Origin of the sequence: Loigolactobacillus binensis, assembly GCF_005405165.1 — a bacterium.
Lineage (GTDB): Bacteria > Bacillota > Bacilli > Lactobacillales > Lactobacillaceae > Loigolactobacillus > Loigolactobacillus binensis.
Window position 1 is genome coordinate 71524 of record NZ_BJDN01000006.1, and the last position, 15840, is coordinate 87363.

Below are 15840 nucleotides of genomic sequence, written 5' to 3' on the forward strand. Positions count from 1 at the left end.
AGGGAGCGCAGGGGTCTGCGTTCCCTAAAATTACGGTTAATTACTTGTTTAATTCGGCTTGAATTTCAGCAGCAAAGTCTTTTTCAACTTTTTCAATACCTTCGCCGACTTCATAACGAACAAAGTTGACTACCTTACCGCCCTTTGATTGAACATAATGATCAACCGTCTGATCAGAATCTTTAACGAATTCCTGATCGTCTAAGCTAATTTCAGCCAAGAACTTGTTCAAACGACCAACCACGATCTTTTCAACAATTTTTTCTGGTTTGCCTTCTTGCAAGGCCTCATCCATCAACTTGGCCTTTTCGGCATCCATAATTTCAGCTGGAACATCATCACGGGAAACATAACGTGGGTTGATGGCAGCAACATGCATGGCAACGTCTTTAGCAACTTCGTCATCCGCACCTTCTACCACCGTCAAAGCCGCAATTTTACCGCCCATATGCCGGTAAGCACCAAAATGACCATTAGCTGTTTTAGTTAAAAGCGCAAACCGCCGGAAGCTGATTTTTTCACCAATCGTTGCGGTCGCATTGATCACGGCTTCAGCAATCGTTTTGCCATCGGTCATTTTAGTTGCGTTAGCAGCTTCAAGATCAGCTGGCTTGTTAGCAGCAATCGTATCCGCAATTGCTTGAACTAAGCTTTGGAAATCTTTGTTACCAGCAACGAAGTCAGTTTCAGCATTGACTTCAACAATAGCTGCAACGTCGTCGTTAACTGCAACATCTGCTAACCCTTCAGCAGCGATCCGGCCGCTTTTCTTAGCAGCAGTTTTAACGCCTTTTTCGCGTAAAGCTTCCATTGCTTTGCCCATATCACCATCTGCTGCAACTAATGCTTTTTTAGCAGCCATCATGCCGGCGCCAGATTTTTCGCGCAATTCCTTAACTTGTGCCGCTGTAATCTTTGTTGCCATTGTGTACAACCTCCTAATTATTAAATGCTTTTTCACGTATTTTGTTTTGTGACCAAAATAAAAGTAAACGCGTTTTTAAAAGTCTATTTTTCCACCTGACTACACTTGATGAATAGATTGCTAATAAACTAGCTACCAGGTTTCCTACAGCACAAACTGTGCCACAAGAATGCATCAAGTAGGCGGCTACTACTCAAAATATGAGTGGCCTTAAAAACACGCCACAAAAAAAGACTGCCTCGTAAATAAGGCTTGCAGATTGTGCCTAACCTTGGAGACAGCCCTAATCACTCATTGTAAATGATAAATGAATTTTATGCTATTTGTTTGCGTTTTTGCCTTCAACAGCTTTTTGTAAGTCTTGTAAGCTTTCCTTACTTGGTGCTTCGCTATCAGCGGCCGCAGATTCTGCAGGAGCAGCTGATTCAGCAGCAGCCTGCTGTTGTGCTTCAACTTCTGCTTCTTCACCTTGACGACCTTCAACGATTGCATCAGCCATTTTTGAAGTTAACAGACGTACGGCACGAATCGCATCATCGTTTGATGGGATGATAACATCAATGTCATCAGGATCACTGTTAGTATCAACCATTGCAACAATCGGAATGTTCAATTTTTGTGCTTCTTGAACGGCGATTTTTTCTTTGCGAGGGTCAACAATAAACAGAACATCAGGAATCCGTGGCATGTCTTCAATACCACCCAAGAATTTTTCAAGTTTTTCACGTTGTTTGTTCAACTGTGAAACTTCCTTCTTAGGCAATTTTTCGAAGGTACCATCTTCGCTCCATTGTTTGATTTCCTTTAAATGAGCGATTCGTTTTTGAATTGTTTGCCAGTTAGTCAAAGTTCCACCTAACCAACGATGGTTAACGTAGAATTGGCCAGCACGAGTTGCTTCTTCAGCGATTGAATCTTGTGCTTGCTTCTTTGTGCCAACAAAAAGGACGATCCCGCCATCAGCGGCCGTATTCTTCATGAAGTCATAAGCGTTATCAACTAATTTCAAAGTCTTTTGCAAGTCAATGATGTAGATACCGTTTCTTTCAGTGAAGATGTAAGGCTTCATTTTTGGATTCCAACGACGTGTTTGATGACCGAAATGAACGCCGGCTTCAAGCAATTGTTTCATACTAATAACAGACATGTTTGTTTCCTCCTAGGTTTTTTCCTCCCCTGCGGTCAATTAACAAGTGAACTTGCACTGCAAGCACCACGCTTATTATCGCGCAAGGTGTGAATTGTAGTACTCTAAAGCACCGAGTAACAGTTTACCGTAAAACTAGTCATGACGCAACTATTTTTTCTAGAACTATTTTTAACGGCTTGATCAATCGCGTTTCGTAATCATAGCACTTATTATCGGTAGTAAAAAGGATCCGTCGTTAGACGGATCCTTTTTAGAGCCAAAACTTAGCTTAAAGTTTAACTTCGTTTTTGCTTTCGCCTTTTTCGACCATGTCTTTAGCAGAGCCTAAAGCAATTGTAACCATGTTATGAACCGCTGTTTCTGTATAGAAAGCAACGTGTGGTGTTACTAAGATATTCTTTTCGGCCATCAATTTAGTCAAAGTTTCGTCAGGTACTTTCTTACCAGTGAAGTCACTGTTAAAAATACCAACTTCGTTTTCGTAAACGTCAAGAACAGCACCAGCAATTTTACCTGACTTGTAGCCAGCAAGTAAATCTTCACCAACAACTAATTCACCACGAGCAGTGTTGATGATGATAACGCCGTCTTTCATCTTAGCGATGGAATCTTTGTTGATCATATGATGGTTTTCTTTAACGGCTGGTACGTGCAAAGTAATAACGTCTGCTTGAGCGTACAATTCGTCCAAAGTATCAACGTACATACCTTCAGCCTCAAGTTCAGGGTTACGGAAAACATCATAACCAATAACCTTGGCACCAAAGCCTTTGTAGATATCAATGCCGGCGCGGCCGATACGGCCTGTCCCAACGACACCAACTGTTAAAGTATGCAATTCACGGGCAATATTTGGTTCCCAACGGAAATCGCCTTTAGCTAATTTTTCGTTAAAAGCAGGTGTTTGCCGTAATAATTGCATCAAACCTGTAATTGCTAATTCAGCAATTGCATTTGGTGAGTAGCTTGGTACGTTCGTAACATGAACACCATTTGCCTTAGCAACATCAGCAGGAATATTATCGACCCCAACGTTACGGATAGATAAGTCTTTAATGCCATATTCTTTCATGGTAGTGAAAACTTCATCTTGGTAAGGTAGTTGTTGATAAGCAACGATTGCATCGTAGCCCTTAGCTAACTTAACAGTTTCCTTATCCAATAAATCAGCGACAAGCTTGACCTCTACACTGTTTTCTTTTGACCAGTCGCGTGCATAACCTTCTTCGTCTTTACGCACACCATACACAATAAGTTTCATAATATGTGATTGCTCCCTTCATAGTCCTTTATCATTATAAACGTCAAGCCAGACTAGGTAAAGGTTAAATTACTGATTTCACTAAATTTTAGTGCATTCTCAGCCGAATGCCATGCTCTTGTAAGAAACTGAGCTTATCTTCACGTGGCTGGTGCTTAAAATGCCATTCCGCCTGTAATGCCGCTCTTTTATTATCAAAAGTTTCGTGAAAAATTAATTTTACGGGTCGGCGCGTACGCGGTTTGGTATATTTTGCACCCTTACCTGCATTATGAGTGGCCACTCGTTTCACCACATCAGTAGAAAAACCACCGTACAAAGTATTATCTGCACATAAAAGCACATAAAAATAATAACGTTTAATCGTTGCCATATAATAAGCGCCTGACTTCTGGTAGATAGTGATTATTTTGATCGTAAACTGTTAATGGTGGCAAAAAGCGCTGACCTCCAGGCCGGCCATCCTTAATTAATTCGATCAACACCATATTAGCTTCCCGACCGACTTTAGGATAAACCAAGCGAACACGCTTAGTTTGCAAGCGTTGTGCCGCTGCCTTAGTCACAAATTCATTAAAGCGATCTGGCCGGTAAACAAAATACGCCTTTCCATTCATTTTCAGTAAACCGCTGGTGATTACTAAGATCTGTTCTAAGGAAGTGGCAATCTCGTGGCGGGCGATCGCCAAATACGGATTGGGGTTCTTCTTGCTAGTCGCAAGCGGCGGAAAATAAGGCGGATTACACGTCACAACATCAATACTGTCTTTGGCGATTTTGGTAAACGTATCCTTTAGATCCAACTGATAAACCGTGAGCTGTTTTTGTAATTGATTTAGTACTACTGAACGCTGAGCCATATCCGCTAAACGGGGCTGCAATTCGACCAATGCAATTGACCCCTTAGTTTTTCGGCTTAAGAATAAGCCAACCGCACCGTTGCCAGCACAGAGATCAACTGTCTGACTACGCGGTCTGATCTGCGCAAAATCAGCTAATAAAACGGCATCTAATGAGAAGGAAAATACACTGGGACTTTGAATGATTTTGATCGTTTGACTATATAATTGATCGATTCTTTCATCGGCTTTTAACACAATTTCACTTCTTTCTCCAAATCAGATTAGCTAATTCAATAGGAAAATACAAGTCAAATTACAAATTTTTGGTATAATATGATTCGTGCAGTGGTCAACCAAGTAAATCATAGTGTCAAACTGCACTTTAAAAAGTAATATTCGAAATTGTGTTTCAGAAAGGATTCGACTTAAATGTTTTATACTTTTATTCGCGCATTTGTGCGTGTTTTGGTCTGGGTGATCAACGGTAATGCCCATTATCAAAATAAAACGATTTTACCAGAAGGTTCTTACATTCTGGTTGGTCCCCACCGAACCTGGTTTGACCCGATTTATTACGCTTTAGCCGCCAGTCCAAAGAAATTCTCCTTCATGGCTAAAGAAGAACTGTTTAAAAACCCCATCATTCGTTTTATCTTGGTGCATGCCAACGCTTTTCCTGTTAACCGCGCGCACCCTGGTCCCTCAGCAATCAAGACACCAGTTAAACTCTTAAAAAAAGGTGAGCTATCATTGATCATGTTTCCTTCCGGCACTCGACATTCAGCTGAATTAAAAGGTGGTGCTTTAGTGATCGCCCGCATGAGCGGTGTTCCCTTAGTTCCCACTGTCTATCAAGGCCCGCTGACCTTTAAACAGCTATTCACTCGTAAACGCATCACCGTTCGCTTTGGCGAACCGATCTATATTGATCGTAAACAAAAAATGGATAAAGCAGGCATGACGGCCATTGATGATAAAATGCAAGCGGCGTTCAAACAATTGGACGCCGAAATTGATCCGGATTTTAACTATATTCCAACGCCAAAAAAATAAAAAAATGATCGTCTGAATAAATTCAGACGATCGTTTTTTTATTTACCCGCTTTACGCGACTGGGCTTTCATGGAAGCCATCATTTGATTTAATTTCTTCTCAGAAGGTTTTTGACCCATTTGCATCATCATTGTCCGCATCATATCTTCAGAAATTGGCGGATTGTCTTGCAAATATTTCTTCATGTACTGGCGAGCGCCAAAGAAACCACCGATAACGCCCAGTGCAGCACCAATAACAAAGATCAGAATTAACATTCCCACGTTGATTTTCCCCTTTCAAACGATCTCGTCTATTTATTTTACACAATTACGCTTGAAATTAAAAGCTAAGGACTAAATTAATCCTTACGCCAACCGTTTTTACGTTGTAATTCACGCACCTTTTTTGGGGTGGTTTCACGACCTTTTTTATCAAAAACTTGGGTGGTTTCGATCTGCTGCCGTAACCCTTCACGAAATTCTCTTACGTAAGCTTGACGCAATTGTTTTTGCTCAACCTGCTCGTCGGCATTTAGGCCTTCTGCTTTTGACTTATGTGCCAACTCATTGATCCGTTTAAGGTATTTATTTTCCATTCTGCTCGCCACCTTTCACAAACTACAGATTCTATTCCCTCAATATACTCAAAAAACCGTTTAAATCAACTATTCTCAACCGAACATTTGTTTGAAATAGCTTTTTAAATATGCTACACTAAAATTAATAAAATATGACTGAGGTGTCAACCATGATTAAACCGCATGAACCCAAACAATTAGAAGTCTTACGTTTCATTCATGAACGTGTGGCTGAGAAAGGTTATCCACCAACGGTGCGCGAAATTGGCGCTGCGGTCTCGCTTTCCTCAACCTCAACCGTTCACGGTCATTTATCCCGCCTAGAAAAAAAGGGGTGGCTTGAAAAAGACCCAACTAAACCACGGGCGATCGAGTTAACTGAAGCCGGCTTAAAAGTGTTAGGCATTGCGCCTGAACGGATCCCAGTTTTAGGCACAGTCACCGCGGGTGAACCAATTTTGGCAGTTGAAGAAGCAACTGATTTCTTTCCGATTCCACCTGACCTAGATGATACTGAACAGGATTTATTTATGTTGACTATCCGCGGTGAAAGTATGATCAATGCTGGCATTCTAGACGGTGATCATGTAATCGTTCGTAAACAAGCGACTGCTGATAATGGTGACATTGTCATTGCAATGACCGCGGAAAATGAGGCAACCTGTAAGCGGCTTTTTCGAGAAACCGATCATATTCGGTTGCAGCCAGAAAATGATACCTTTGCACCAATTATTTTGCAGCAAGTCACAATTCTTGGTAAAGTCGTTGGCTTATACCGGAATCACATGTAAATACACTTAGCAAACTTGGACTGTCGTTCAAGTTTTTTTTATGCTAAATTAATTCGCCGATACATATAATAGCCGGTTACTAGTGAATGGCGTTCATAAGGTGTAGATGTAAGCAGTTGTACCATAGCCTGAGCCCGTTTTTCCATTTTAAAAGCGCGCAAAACTTCAAATTGGGCCGGCAAAACTTGCGTATTACAATAGTACACCACATAGATCCATTGATTCATGCCACTCACCTCCAAACTTATTTTTCTCACAGCCAAGTATTGTATCAAGAAATCACCGATAAGTAAACTATAATTTTAGTTCTTTACTCGACCTTTTCAACATCGATCACAATTTAATCAGCAAGCTTTCTATATTGTATAATAATATATTTTTATTGATAAACGATAAATTTCTTGCTAAAATAAACTTAACTAATTTAGTCTGAGGTGAAAACAATGCGCCATGAAACTTTCTATTTAAAACTGATGATCTATTTACTTGGTCTGCTTATTTTATTCTTATGTGTCGTCCCATTACCACTGATCTGGCCAGTATTAACTACACGTTACCCTACGATCATTTTCTTATTTATTATGATTTACGCAGGCTTGTACGTGACCGCATTAATTTTCTTTTTCGCGCTTTTTCAGGGTCAACGCCTACTTCATTATATTGATATTGGTAATGCTTTTTCTACTATTTCAGTGACCGCACTCCGTAAAATTAAGCTTAGTGCAACGGTGATCAGCTGCTTATATGTTTTGGGGTTACCCGTCGCCTATTTAGTTGCTCAAAAAATGGATGCACCTGGTGTGCTCATTATTTGTACATTCTTTGCTTTAGCCGCCGGAACGGTTGCCGTTTTCGGAGCGGTACTACAAAAACTATTGCAAAATGCGATTACGCTAAAAGCAGAAAATGATTTAACGGTTTGAGGTGAGAATATGGCAATTATCATTAATTTAGACGTCATGTTGGCAAAACGCAAAATGAGTGTCACCACTTTGGCCCAACATGTTGGCATCACTATGGCCAACCTTTCAATCCTGAAAAATGGCAAAGCAAAAGCAATCCGCTTTTCTACATTAGAAGCCATCTGCGCAGCGTTAAGTTGTCAACCTGGGGATATTTTGGAATATCGAGGCACTAAAAAACAGGAGTGAACCGACTCCTGTTTTTTGATGCTGCATATCTCATTAAATAGTATCTACAACACCGGATAAGGACACTGTAGGAATACCATAATTAAATCAAGTTCAACCGCCCTTTTAACTAAACTTAATGTAACTTATTTTTTGCCATTATTACAACTGAGCTTGCTTAGCACTAATTTTAGTACTTTCCCCTATTTAGTCCAACTATTGGTCCATGTTAACCTATAACTAATGTCTTGTATAGGCATTAACATCCTTAATTATGGAGGAATTTAAATTGGAACAACCAATAAAACTGGCGACCGGCAATTTGAGCCTAGAACAGCTTAACGCTATTTTTGCCACGATCGATCAGGAATTTGATTTTATAGATGAAAATGATATCGTCCGTTGGTATTCAAACAATCCGCAGCGATTATTCAGTCGGCAACCGCAGCATTTAAATAAGCATGTATTAGAGGTACATCCGGCGCACAGTGCTGGTCGGGTCAAGCAAGTATTGGCCGAAATGCACAGTGGAACTACCGGTAAGGTTCAAATGACTGTTCCCATCAAGAATAAACAAGTCCACATGGCCTTTTACGCGTTACATAACCCTGCTGGTGAATATGTTGGCTGCATTGAAGTCACCGAAGACGTGACCCCGTACACTAAGAAAACTTGGCTAGGTAATTTGCTACAGCTAATGAAGTTAACCAAACAGTACAAGTAAACTTTAAATCAAGAAAAATACTTTTTGATTTGGTTTGAACATATAGATGGATTAAAAAACAAGGAGCTAATGACAGCATAAACGGTGTCATTAGCTCCTTGTTTGGATCTCATTATTTTTATTAGACCACCACTTTTATTAGTTTAATTCTACCTGATACTGTTCAGCTCGCCACGTTAAGCGAATTAAACTAAAATGCTAGTCGGATCTAGTGTGGACGCCACCATCTGCCCTATTTTAGCCCCGCCACTTAAAAAATAATGTTTATTAATCATTAAAAATTTGGCCATGCATCGTTTTTAGTTACTGCCTAAAACCAGTACTGCCCATAAGTCTATTTTTTAGCTACATTGGACCGAAAGTCTTCCCAGGCAATGGCGCCATTTTTAATCGCGTAAGTTTCTAATAATTCGGCCATTGAAATTTCAGTTAAAGTGGCCACAAAATTCTTTTGCGCCTGCTCCAGTGTCCTGGCGATCAACTGTTCACCTGCTTTGACGTGATCTATGTCAGTAAATAAACGCGCACCGATATGTTCGAAGGTCAACGGTGCTTCGGTTTGAACAGCGCTATAAACATCCGCCAAACTGATCGAATTGATCGGCCGTTGCAATTGAAAGCCACCGTCTTTAGAAGCTGCAGAAGTGATCACCTGACCAACTACTAATTTACGTAGGATCTTTTTAAGGTACGAGTCAGATACTTGTAAAATATCGGCTAAAACGGTGCTTTTCAATGGTCGATGATCAAGTTCTAGCGCTAAAATAAGCACCACATAGACGGCCTGTTCAGTACTTTTATTTAACTTCACCCACACTGCCCCCTATTTTTCTAGCAATTTAGTGACCAATTCATTGGCAACTGCATCCACATGTACTGGCTTTAAGCCCTTCGCAAAAAGCCCTAAGAACTTCAGTAAGGGAACCATCTTCGCCATACTATCAGAGCGACCATTGCCATAAACCAAAGTTGGTTCAACATAGACCAGTGGAATACGGCTATTTTGCAAATACTGAATTAATTTAGCCTTCATTTGTACAAACGGTTTTGGACCTAAAATACCCCCAATAAAGCCCATTGCCCGCACTTGATATTGCTCGGCCAGAGTCAACATCAACTCTGCTGGAACCTGATTAGCTTGCACCAATTCCGCCTGAGTTTTAGCTGGTCGACCAATAAAATCAATGATATAGTCCACCTCCGCTGGCAAATGCTTCTGGATGGCAGTAACATCGCTTAAATCAACCGCAATATTTTTGATACGCGGATCTTGCAACTGATTTTTGCCCGACCGAGATAATACATACAATACCGCATCAGAGGTTTGCTGTAGTAACTGTTGCGTAACGTTACGACCAATATAACCATTGCCACCTAAAAGTATAATATTCATTTCATTATCCTCTATTCATAGATTATTTTTTATCTATGGATATTTTAATGTAGATAGAATGATTCGTCAACTAAAAGTAACTTAAAATAGCCTGAACAAAGTTAATGAGGTCAGCTAGGTTCTCACTATGAAATAATATCAACTTAACCAAACATAATTCTGATAATTTTTAATTTGTCACTTCAAGTTATATTTAACGCTCCATTTATACATTTCATAATAAACGGCGAGTAAGTCCTGGCCTTTTTCCGTGATCGCATATTCAACGTGTGGTGGGATCTCATTGAATTGCGTGCGCGCGATCAGCCCATCTTTTTCCAATTCGCGTAAGGTTGAACTTAACATGGTATTCGTGATCTTAGGAATCGCGCGCGCAAGTTGTCCGAAGCGGGCCTTTTTCAAGGCAATGATCTCAAATAAAACTTGATTTTTCCATTTGCCGCGAAATAACTCAAAAACAGAATTTAGTGGATTTTTGGTATTATCACAATTGGCACTATTTTGTAACGCCTGCGTCATTAGCTCGTTTAAGGTTAACATTTTTCCTCCATTAGTACGGTTGACCGTACTTACTCAGTTTTTTTTGCGTACTTGACGGTATGATAAGTGTACTAGTACATTTACTATACAATAACTATTGGAGGAATAATATGAAAACTATTTTAATTACCGGTGGAACTAGCGGAATCGGCGCTGGTCTGGCGCAGCATTACTTAGCCAACGGCGACCAAGTGATCATTGTCAGTCGGTCAAAAGGCGCGCTGCCTAATGCAATCTATCTCCAAGCCGATTTAAGCCTGGCCGCAGAAAATTACCGCATAGCCGAACTGATCAGTACGACCTATGGCAAAATTGACGGCCTGATTCTTTGTGCCGTCGATCAAGCCTATCGTCAAAAGCCGCTAATGACAACGGAAGGCCTTGAGGTGACGTTTGCGCTACAATATTTAAGCCGTTATATTTTATCACATCAAATTATTTTGAACAGCACTGGTTTTATGCTTAATATTGCCACGCCCGGGATGAACGGCGCCGTTAATTTTGACGATCTTCAACGGCTTAAAAAGTTTAGCAGTCTACGCGCCAATATTAATGGTAATCGGCTCAACGATTTGCTTGGGGCGGCTTTTGTTAACACGGGGATCAAATACATTCTCTATAACCCGATGTCCGTCCGCACGGCCGGGGCCAGGTCGGTGTTTGCGAACCCGTTGATGCGCTTATTTTTAAAGTTCTGGCATCGGGTAAATGGTCGCGATGTGGCGACTGTTGTGCAAAATATCGGTACTGTTTTGCGGCGAACCTCAGCAAATCAATTTATTGCCTACAAAACTTTAAGCCCAGTTAAGTTGTCGCGGAATACTTTTGATCCGGATAAGGCCAAAAAACTGGAACGGGCAACGGAACGGCTGCTGGCCACAATTTCGGCGTAATATAAAACTTTATTCTTGCTGGTAGATGCTGCACACACAACAATGATAAATCGGAATGCACTAGTCTCGCTTGGACAACGTGCGTGTCGACCTGCCGCTGATCAGCATTAAGCGCCACATAAAGATTTTTGGCTAAACACTTATCGTTTCAGCAATAAATAAAATATCCGTACTAAATTATTGACTGAAGATAATTCCAATAATAAATTAAATTGTTTCACTAACATATCAATTAGAATTCCTTGGGATTAGAATTCCTCGCTCAATACTTGAAACGTTCCTTTTGTGAGTAGTTGTCGCATTAAGTTAGTAAAATCTTTTTTAGACATTTCATCAGGATTTTGAATCCAGCGGCCAACTAGCCTAAAAACAGCAGCAATATGGTAATCAAGTGCATAACTGAAAGTCAATTCATTGTTGGGTTGCCCCAGGCGTTCAATTAATGTCGTTTCGGCCTTCTCCCTGAGTTGTTCAACAAAATGTCCCCCATATGGCTGTTGGATGACGACCAAAAGATATGGCAGTAATTTTTGATCGATTTTGTTAAAGTTTTCAAGAAATCTATCTGAATTTCCGCTTGTCAGCATGCTGTTTAACACAGCCGGTTGTATTTGAATAACCAGCCAATCCTCTAAATAGCCATAAAGACTATATATATCATTAAAGTGAGTATAAAATGTGGAACGATTATAGCCTGCTGTGCTGACTATCCTGCTTACGGTAATCTTATTTACTGGGAATTCTTGATATAATTTGACAAAAGCATCTACGAAATCATTTTTTGCATTTCGATTTGAATTATCCATTATTTACCCCTTTTTAGACAAAGTAAGTAACTTTGTTGGTTGACCACAAATTGATTTTCTTGCCATAATTATAGGTAAGGAATACCCAAATGAACAGAGGTATTTCAATATAAAGAGGTGTTGATATGTTTTTTCAAACTAATGTCGCATGGTACTTTCAAATATGGCCATGGATTGGATTAGGTGGCGCAATCTCGATCTTGATTCTTCTATTCACAACGAATATCCTCCGTAGTAATTTTAACCAGAACCGTTGGCTTGACCCATTCTGGCTTGCTTGGCTATGTAATGCTGCCTATCTGATTCATAACGTTGAAGAATATGGTATTGATTTAACAGGTCGCTCATATGGCTTCCCACAGTCAATTGCAGAATTGGCAGGTAAAGCACCTGGTGGTATGTTCTTTGTTGCGGTTAATATAACAATGTTTTGGATAGCCGGTCCACTAGCCGCTGTTTTAGCACGTTATAAAGGCTCAAAAATGTTGGCAAGCGCAATGGCCTCAATTATGTTTATCAATGCTATTACGCACACCTTACCTGCAATTATCACGAAAAGTTATGATACGGGCCTTTTGACTGCATTGATTATATTCTTCCCAATTACGCTATGGACCTATTATGTGATTTTCATTCGAACTAACAAAAATTATCGGGCACTTTGTACTAGCATTAGTTTAGGATTGTTTTACCACATAATGTTATTTGTATCTATTCTTGGGTTATTTAAACCTGGGATCGCTGGGACAAATATAGTTGCTCTAATCATGTTCTTCGGCGCATTTCTATATGTCTATTTAGCGGATTTTTCAAACAAGTTGCTTTATCAACAAACCGACTAAATTTTATAAATGAATCTGATTTTATTTATCAACAATGGCAGAAATTGACTATTTGCTTAAACAATACCCCCGCAACCTTTTTTCATAGTTTGGTTGCGGGGGTATTGTTTTCAATAACTATTTAGTATTTTTGTTTCCAATTAATGACAGCATCAGAGTGCCGCCATGGAGATCTTGGCTCTTGAATAGTGAAACGTTGGTTTTGAAAATCAATGTGTTCATATTGTACAAAATTTAGTGCGTACCCGTTTATTAACTTGATTGCATAAAAAAACACTTTGCAACGACGCCGTCTTTTGCTATAATATATTTTGTTGTGGAGAGTTGGCAGAGTGGTAATGCAACGGACTCGAAATCCGTCGAACCGGCTTATACCGGCGCACGAGTTCGAATCTCGTACTCTCCTTTGATTAAACGTTGTGATATCGGCATTAAGCAGTCTTTTGCGACTGCTTTTTTTGTTTTTAAATTTGTATTCAAGTCGAAATCAATTTTATGGTATTAGTTCTAAAAATCTAGGAGAGTAGAAATTCATCCTTTCTGAGGAAAAAACATCATCGGCTCTGCGTTATTTATTTTGAAATATATAGATGAATAAATTTCAGATAAACTTTTTATATTAATTCAAAATCTAGTGTTTTGGCACTTAAAAGTCCCTAAAGCTAACATATAGTCGCTAGCTTTAGGGACTTTCTGAATTTATTTTGAGAAACTGAAGCGACTGACATCAATGTGTAGGTTCAAATCCTGTACTCTGCTATGCAAAATATAGTAAATTATTTGGTTACTACTTTAGAAAGATTGCCTATTTTCTTTCCTTATTTTGCTTACTGTCGTTATCGCGCTGATATTCCGATATTCCACAAGGGCGTAATCACATTGATCAACTATGACAGTATCAGGACTTAGCCAGCCCCCTCAAAATATAAGTTATTTTAGATTAGCGTTAATAGATTGGCAACGGCGTTTTTATCACGTTCAAGGGTTACCCCACAATTATAACAAATGTACTCATGGTGCTTGGTCTTATGTGCGGTGTTGCCTTGCAACGTAATTTTATCAATACCTGACTTGATATGGCCACATTCAGAGCAACGTTGCGTTGACGGATAATATTTATCAGCGAGAATCAATGCCTTACCATACCAGTCACATTTATAGCTCAATACTTGCCGAAAATAACCAAACATTGAGCGTTGCAGACCTTTTGAAGCCACATGAGTCATCTGCATGTCCTTGACTGCAAGATTTTCGATAACGATTTTGTCGTAATCGGTGACTAACTGGGTCGTGAACTTTTGCATGATGTCATGCTGGATATTGGTAACTCGGCAATAATCCCTTTGTAACTTGGCTCTCGTTATCCGGTAATTATTGCCCTTAGTCGCCCGCTTGCCGTTCACGACCCGTTTGCGTGCCAGCCGCTTCTGATAGAATTTAATGCGCCGATACAGCCTATTTAAACGTTTAGGTAACGTATTGATCACACCATCAGTGTAATTAAAATGGCCTACGTTAACGTCAACTGCTGTATTTTTACTTGTTTTAACCTTTGCATTTAGTCCAACTTCAAACGGCAAGCTGGCCCAATAGCGACCATTCTCACAATAGACGCTAACAACCTTAAGCGTTCCAGTTAAATCAGCGTGCTTACTAAGTCTGATGTCATACCAAACCTTTGTGCCATGCGGCTTATCTAAACGCAACTTACCATTTACAATCCTAGCGCGGTCCGTTTTGAAGCCTTGTCGCGGTGCTCGCTTTAATTTAAATCTAGGCTTGCCCCAATTAGGCTGAGTCTTATCAAAGAAATTCTGCCAAGCGTTCCCGAGATCAGTAATTGTCAATTGTAAGGTTCTGGCGGACAACGCATATTGCCAATCGGATTTATTAGCCACTAGTTCATTGCGCACCGAATAAGCACTAGGCCGCGAACTACTGGGCTCAATCGTGTGCAAGTCGTACATATCATTCCAAGTTGCTAGACCTTCATTCCAACAATAACGGCGATAATCACAAAGACTATTGAGCACCTTCATCATGTGACGGTTAGGATAAAGTCTAACTTTTTGTGTCCGCATCATCAGGTTCATCACCTAGCAGATCAGCGTCCTTTTTCAGCATTTGGCTATATTTGTGCAGGCCAGATAAACGATCAGTAAAGTCATCCACAATATCGATCGTATCTGCGACTAACTCCCGATCAGGTGAAGTTGCTTGGTTATTTAATACGATAATTTTAGCACCGTGGGCCGAACACAGATGTTCAAACCAATCGTAACCAAAGCGAATAAAACGATCTTTATAAGTGATGAAGATTGTACCAACTTTGTTTTTTAACACTTCTTCAAGCAGTTTGTTCCATTTATTGCGATCATAGTTTAGTCCACTACCGATGTCTGTCATCACTTCATCAAGAATGAGGCCTTTGGCATTGGCGTACGTTTGAATGAACATAATTTGATTTTTTAAATCAGCTTTTTGTCCATTCGTAGAAACACGTGCATAGGCTACAATTTTTTTGGCCGTAGGTTCGTCGTTAATGTAGGCTTGATACTGTTCCTCAGTATAATAACGCCGATTTGTCGGTGAACGGTGTGCTGGTAACTTACCTCTACGATCCCATTCTTGCAAAGTACGAACGGTAACGCCCAAACGCTTAGCCATATCATTAGGCTTAATCATCGCCATACTAGTCACCTCCATATTTACTTTCTATAAACAGAATAGCATTTTATTCCGCTTAATTATACATTAATCTACATTTTCATTAAAAGCCAATGCAGGTTAATATCTTTTTTAAATGGTCAATAAATATGAACTCCTTAACTAGAAAAAATCCTGCCGCAATGATCAAGCATTGCAGCAGGATTTTATTCAGATTGAACGCACTAGTTTATCTATTGAAATACTGTCTAAAATAGATCGCCA

At 39.9% G+C, this 15840-nt stretch carries 21 protein-coding genes and 1 tRNA gene; 8 read left to right on the forward strand and 14 right to left on the reverse strand.

Annotated elements, in window-relative coordinates; all coding sequences use genetic code 11:
* Nucleotides 1-40: 40 nt before the first annotated feature.
* The 5 genes from tsf to FFM78_RS04480 form a co-directional block, all read right to left on the reverse strand.
* On the reverse strand, nt 41-925 hold the full coding sequence (gene tsf / locus FFM78_RS04460; RefSeq protein ID WP_137637238.1) for a translation elongation factor Ts: 885 nt from the start codon (nt 923-925) through the stop codon (nt 41-43).
* Nucleotides 926-1244: 319 nt separating this feature from the next.
* On the reverse strand, nt 1245-2072 hold the full coding sequence (gene rpsB / locus FFM78_RS04465) for a 30S ribosomal protein S2 (RefSeq protein WP_137637239.1): 828 nt from the start codon (nt 2070-2072) through the stop codon (nt 1245-1247).
* A 271-nt stretch (nt 2073-2343) separates the two neighbouring features.
* Complete coding sequence (locus tag FFM78_RS04470) at nt 2344-3336, reverse strand: D-2-hydroxyacid dehydrogenase (protein WP_137637240.1); 993 nt, start codon at nt 3334-3336, stop codon at nt 2344-2346.
* Between the two features lie 88 nt (nt 3337-3424).
* On the reverse strand, nt 3425-3709 hold the full coding sequence (locus tag FFM78_RS04475) for a GIY-YIG nuclease family protein (RefSeq protein WP_137637241.1): 285 nt from the start codon (nt 3707-3709) through the stop codon (nt 3425-3427).
* The gene (locus tag FFM78_RS04480) at nt 3696-4433 is read right to left on the reverse strand and encodes a tRNA1(Val) (adenine(37)-N6)-methyltransferase (protein WP_137637242.1); all 738 of its coding nucleotides are present in this window, start codon (nt 4431-4433) and stop codon (nt 3696-3698) included. Before FFM78_RS04480 ends, FFM78_RS04475 begins: the two co-directional genes overlap by 14 nt.
* A 174-nt stretch (nt 4434-4607) precedes the next feature.
* Here FFM78_RS04480 and FFM78_RS04485 point away from each other — a divergent pair, with 174 nt between their 5' ends.
* Entirely contained in the window at nt 4608-5231 is a 624-nt protein-coding gene (locus FFM78_RS04485; RefSeq protein WP_137637243.1) for a lysophospholipid acyltransferase family protein, read from the forward strand.
* A gap of 38 nt (nt 5232-5269) precedes the next feature.
* Here FFM78_RS04485 and FFM78_RS04490 read toward each other — a convergent pair whose 3' ends face one another.
* Both FFM78_RS04490 and FFM78_RS04495 read right to left on the reverse strand, forming a co-directional pair.
* Complete coding sequence (locus FFM78_RS04490; protein WP_137637286.1) at nt 5270-5488, reverse strand: YneF family protein; 219 nt, start codon at nt 5486-5488, stop codon at nt 5270-5272.
* A gap of 83 nt (nt 5489-5571) precedes the next feature.
* A complete protein-coding gene (locus tag FFM78_RS04495) occupies nt 5572-5808 on the reverse strand; it encodes a DUF896 domain-containing protein (RefSeq protein ID WP_137637244.1) in 237 nt (78 codons plus the stop codon).
* 152 nt (nt 5809-5960) lie between these two features.
* On the opposite strand from FFM78_RS04495, the gene lexA reads away from it, so the two are divergent.
* Nucleotides 5961-6581 (forward strand): transcriptional repressor LexA, encoded by a 621-nt coding sequence (lexA, locus tag FFM78_RS04500; protein WP_137637245.1) that lies wholly within the window; start codon nt 5961-5963, stop codon nt 6579-6581.
* Nucleotides 6582-6619: 38 nt separating this feature from the next.
* On the opposite strand, the gene FFM78_RS04505 is transcribed toward lexA, so the two are convergent.
* On the reverse strand, nt 6620-6808 hold the full coding sequence (locus FFM78_RS04505) for a hypothetical protein (RefSeq protein ID WP_137637246.1): 189 nt from the start codon (nt 6806-6808) through the stop codon (nt 6620-6622).
* Between the two features lie 216 nt (nt 6809-7024).
* Here FFM78_RS04505 and FFM78_RS04510 point away from each other — a divergent pair, with 216 nt between their 5' ends.
* The 3 genes from FFM78_RS04510 to FFM78_RS04520 all read left to right on the forward strand — a co-directional run bounded on the left by FFM78_RS04510 (nt 7025) and on the right by FFM78_RS04520 (nt 8435).
* Complete coding sequence (locus FFM78_RS04510) at nt 7025-7504, forward strand: DUF2975 domain-containing protein (RefSeq protein ID WP_137637247.1); 480 nt, start codon at nt 7025-7027, stop codon at nt 7502-7504.
* 9 nt (nt 7505-7513) lie between these two features.
* On the forward strand, nt 7514-7732 hold the full coding sequence (locus tag FFM78_RS04515; RefSeq protein WP_137637248.1) for a helix-turn-helix domain-containing protein: 219 nt from the start codon (nt 7514-7516) through the stop codon (nt 7730-7732).
* 268 nt (nt 7733-8000) lie between these two features.
* Nucleotides 8001-8435, forward strand: a complete 435-nt coding sequence (locus FFM78_RS04520) for a PAS domain-containing protein (RefSeq protein ID WP_223877008.1) — start codon at nt 8001-8003, stop codon at nt 8433-8435.
* 334 nt (nt 8436-8769) lie between these two features.
* Here the strand turns inward: FFM78_RS04520 and FFM78_RS04525 are convergent, their stop codons facing one another.
* The 3 genes from FFM78_RS04525 to FFM78_RS04535 form a co-directional block, all read right to left on the reverse strand.
* Complete coding sequence (locus tag FFM78_RS04525) at nt 8770-9246, reverse strand: RrF2 family transcriptional regulator (protein ID WP_137637250.1); 477 nt, start codon at nt 9244-9246, stop codon at nt 8770-8772.
* 12 nt (nt 9247-9258) lie between these two features.
* Nucleotides 9259-9828 carry an NAD-dependent epimerase/dehydratase family protein gene (locus FFM78_RS04530; protein WP_137637251.1) on the reverse strand — a complete coding sequence of 190 codons (570 nt, stop codon included), beginning with the start codon at nt 9826-9828 and terminating at the stop codon, nt 9259-9261.
* Nucleotides 9829-10005: 177 nt separating this feature from the next.
* Nucleotides 10006-10368, reverse strand: a complete 363-nt coding sequence (locus FFM78_RS04535) for a winged helix-turn-helix transcriptional regulator (RefSeq protein WP_137637252.1) — start codon at nt 10366-10368, stop codon at nt 10006-10008.
* Nucleotides 10369-10478: 110 nt separating this feature from the next.
* Here FFM78_RS04535 and FFM78_RS04540 point away from each other — a divergent pair, with 110 nt between their 5' ends.
* On the forward strand, nt 10479-11261 hold the full coding sequence (locus FFM78_RS04540) for an SDR family NAD(P)-dependent oxidoreductase (RefSeq protein WP_171001839.1): 783 nt from the start codon (nt 10479-10481) through the stop codon (nt 11259-11261).
* A gap of 248 nt (nt 11262-11509) precedes the next feature.
* Here FFM78_RS04540 and FFM78_RS04545 read toward each other — a convergent pair whose 3' ends face one another.
* On the reverse strand, nt 11510-12067 hold the full coding sequence (locus FFM78_RS04545; RefSeq protein WP_137637254.1) for a TetR/AcrR family transcriptional regulator: 558 nt from the start codon (nt 12065-12067) through the stop codon (nt 11510-11512).
* Nucleotides 12068-12192: 125 nt separating this feature from the next.
* Between FFM78_RS04545 and FFM78_RS04550 the strand changes: the two genes are divergently transcribed.
* Both FFM78_RS04550 and FFM78_RS04555 read left to right on the forward strand, forming a co-directional pair.
* The gene (locus tag FFM78_RS04550) at nt 12193-12909 is read left to right on the forward strand and encodes an HXXEE domain-containing protein (RefSeq protein WP_137637255.1); all 717 of its coding nucleotides are present in this window, start codon (nt 12193-12195) and stop codon (nt 12907-12909) included.
* A 318-nt stretch (nt 12910-13227) separates the two neighbouring features.
* Nucleotides 13228-13315 (forward strand) — tRNA-Ser (locus tag FFM78_RS04555).
* 529 nt (nt 13316-13844) lie between these two features.
* Here FFM78_RS04555 and FFM78_RS04560 read toward each other — a convergent pair.
* Complete coding sequence (locus FFM78_RS04560) at nt 13845-14993, reverse strand: RNA-guided endonuclease InsQ/TnpB family protein (protein WP_137637256.1); 1149 nt, start codon at nt 14991-14993, stop codon at nt 13845-13847.
* Nucleotides 14971-15600, reverse strand: coding sequence for an IS607 family transposase (locus FFM78_RS04565; RefSeq protein WP_137637257.1), 630 nt, complete (start codon nt 15598-15600; stop codon nt 14971-14973). Before FFM78_RS04565 ends, FFM78_RS04560 begins: the two co-directional genes overlap by 23 nt.
* Between the last annotated feature and the right edge of the window lie 240 nt (nt 15601-15840).

Coding starts and splice junctions, on each gene's coding strand:
- FFM78_RS04510 (WP_137637247.1), top strand. CDS start 7,025: ATGCGCCATGAAACTTTCTATTTAAAACTGATGATCTATTTACTTGGT.
- FFM78_RS04495 (WP_137637244.1), bottom strand. CDS start 5,808: ATGGAAAATAAATACCTTAAACGGATCAATGAGTTGGCACATAAGTCA.
- FFM78_RS04530 (WP_137637251.1), bottom strand. CDS start 9,828: ATGAATATTATACTTTTAGGTGGCAATGGTTATATTGGTCGTAACGTT.
- FFM78_RS04470 (WP_137637240.1), bottom strand. CDS start 3,336: ATGAAACTTATTGTGTATGGTGTGCGTAAAGACGAAGAAGGTTATGCA.
- FFM78_RS04535 (WP_137637252.1), bottom strand. CDS start 10,368: ATGTTAACCTTAAACGAGCTAATGACGCAGGCGTTACAAAATAGTGCC.
- FFM78_RS04475 (WP_137637241.1), bottom strand. CDS start 3,709: ATGGCAACGATTAAACGTTATTATTTTTATGTGCTTTTATGTGCAGAT.
- FFM78_RS04490 (WP_137637286.1), bottom strand. CDS start 5,488: ATGTTAATTCTGATCTTTGTTATTGGTGCTGCACTGGGCGTTATCGGT.
- FFM78_RS04560 (WP_137637256.1), bottom strand. CDS start 14,993: ATGATGCGGACACAAAAAGTTAGACTTTATCCTAACCGTCACATGATG.
- rpsB (WP_137637239.1), bottom strand. CDS start 2,072: ATGTCTGTTATTAGTATGAAACAATTGCTTGAAGCCGGCGTTCATTTC.
- FFM78_RS04550 (WP_137637255.1), top strand. CDS start 12,193: ATGTTTTTTCAAACTAATGTCGCATGGTACTTTCAAATATGGCCATGG.
- tsf (WP_137637238.1), bottom strand. CDS start 925: ATGGCAACAAAGATTACAGCGGCACAAGTTAAGGAATTGCGCGAAAAA.
- FFM78_RS04565 (WP_137637257.1), bottom strand. CDS start 15,600: ATGGCGATGATTAAGCCTAATGATATGGCTAAGCGTTTGGGCGTTACC.
- FFM78_RS04485 (WP_137637243.1), top strand. CDS start 4,608: ATGTTTTATACTTTTATTCGCGCATTTGTGCGTGTTTTGGTCTGGGTG.
- FFM78_RS04540 (WP_171001839.1), top strand. CDS start 10,479: ATGAAAACTATTTTAATTACCGGTGGAACTAGCGGAATCGGCGCTGGT.
- FFM78_RS04545 (WP_137637254.1), bottom strand. CDS start 12,067: ATGGATAATTCAAATCGAAATGCAAAAAATGATTTCGTAGATGCTTTT.
- lexA (WP_137637245.1), top strand. CDS start 5,961: ATGATTAAACCGCATGAACCCAAACAATTAGAAGTCTTACGTTTCATT.
- FFM78_RS04505 (WP_137637246.1), bottom strand. CDS start 6,808: ATGAATCAATGGATCTATGTGGTGTACTATTGTAATACGCAAGTTTTG.
- FFM78_RS04515 (WP_137637248.1), top strand. CDS start 7,514: ATGGCAATTATCATTAATTTAGACGTCATGTTGGCAAAACGCAAAATG.